This window comes from Nocardia sp. NPDC058666, assembly GCF_042714895.1.
Classification (GTDB): Bacteria; Actinomycetota; Actinomycetes; order Mycobacteriales; family Mycobacteriaceae; genus Nocardia.
This window is the reverse complement of the sequence record NZ_JBHXRY010000063.1, coordinates 1-1,634: the sequence shown is the minus strand read 5'-3', so window position 1 is coordinate 1,634 and position 1,634 is coordinate 1. Positions and strand designations below refer to the sequence as shown.

Genomic DNA, 1,634 nt, shown 5'->3' with positions numbered 1-1,634 from the left:
CGATGGTGGACGTCGACCGTCCTCGCGAACCCGAAGCAACCGGCATCGCCAACCGGCACGCGGCGCGCGACCCACGGCCATCTCCGGGCACCTACGGGACGGCGCCGCCGCAACAGGACCACCAAGGAGCCGGCCGCACGGTGCGCCCGCCTGCCGATCGGCTCCGCCGTGCTCGTCGACGACCCCGGGGACGACTCCGTCGTTCGGCCCATCAAGGGCACCGGCTGCGACGCCGAAAACGACCAAGCGGAGTCGCCCCACCCTCGCCTTCCGGTACGCCTCCGCGCCCCAGGCCGCCCCGATGACGGCGGTCGCGTACCCCGGCCGACAGGCCCGGAGGAGATCCTGCATGCGCGTCTTCCTGCCCCTGACCGCCGTCACCACCGCCGCGCTCCTGCTCGTCACGGTCACCGGCGCAACCCCCGCCGCAGCAGACCGGAACCCTGTCCGCACACCCCTCGTCAAGGTGTCCCAAGGCGACCCGTACGCGGACTGCACCATTGGCGCGATCTCCCCAGAGAGCATCGTCTACCCCGGCACCGAGGTCGAGCCGTACCTGTCCGTCGATCCACGCGACCCGAAACGCGTGGTCACCGTGTACCAGCAGGACCGCTGGAGCGACGGCGCCGCCCGCGGCCTGGTGGCCTCCTGGAGCACCGACGGCCACACCTTCCACCGGAGCACGCTGCCGTTCAGCCTGTGCGCCCCCGGCGGCGCGGACTACGAACGGGCCTCCGACCCCTGGGTGAGCACCGGCCCGGACGGCACGGTCTACGCGAGCGGGGAAGGCGTCGACTTCACCAGGAGCACGCGCAGCGCCCTCCTGGCCGCCACGTCCCGCGACGGCGGCCGGACCTGGCAGAACCTCACCACCACCCACGTCGACGAGCAGCCGTTCTTCAACGACAAGCCCTCGCTCACCGCCGACCCGATCCGCGAAGGCACCGCCTACCAGGTCTGGGACCGCCTCGACAACGACCCGCCCGGCCCCAGCTCACTCGACGGTCCCGGCTACATCTCCCTCACCCGCGACGGCGGCCGCACCTGGAGCGAGGCCCGGCGGTTCGTCGACACCGGAGCCGTGCCCAACACCCAGACCATCGGCCATGTGATCGTCGTCGACCCGCGCACCGGCACCCTGTACGACTTCTTCGACCGGATCACCCACTCCGACGACCTGAGTACCGTCGTCGAAGCCCGCTACGAGGTGGTCACCTCGACCGACGCCGGAGAGACCTGGAGCGCCCCGGTCACCGTGGCCCGGGACACCTCCGTACCGGAGGTCGACCCGAACGACCCCACCAAACTGCTGCGCGCCGCGGCCACCCTGCCCAGCCCGGCCGTCGACCCCAAGTCGGGCGCGCTGTACATGGCTTACGAGGGCTCGGACTTCTCCGGCGGCAGGTTCGACGCCGTCCAGCTCGTACGCTCCACCGACGGCGGACGCACCTGGGGGAGCCCCGAGCTGATCAGCCCTGAGGATGTGCCGGCCTTCTCCCCGTCGATCGCGGTCGACGAGCGGGGCACGGTCGCGCTCACCTACTACGACCTGCGCTTCCTCAAGCCGGGCGACACCACCACCCTGCCCACCGCCTATCAGCTGGCCACACTGCCGCACGGAAACCCGGAGCTCC

At 71.7% G+C, this 1,634-nt stretch carries 1 protein-coding gene; it reads left to right on the top strand.

Annotated features, from left to right (window positions below):
• Positions 1-349 precede the first annotated feature (349 nt).
• Positions 350-1,634, top strand: a 1,285-nt coding sequence (locus ACFWVD_RS28450; RefSeq protein ID WP_379247959.1) for a hypothetical protein, incomplete at its 3' end; no start/stop codon positions are given.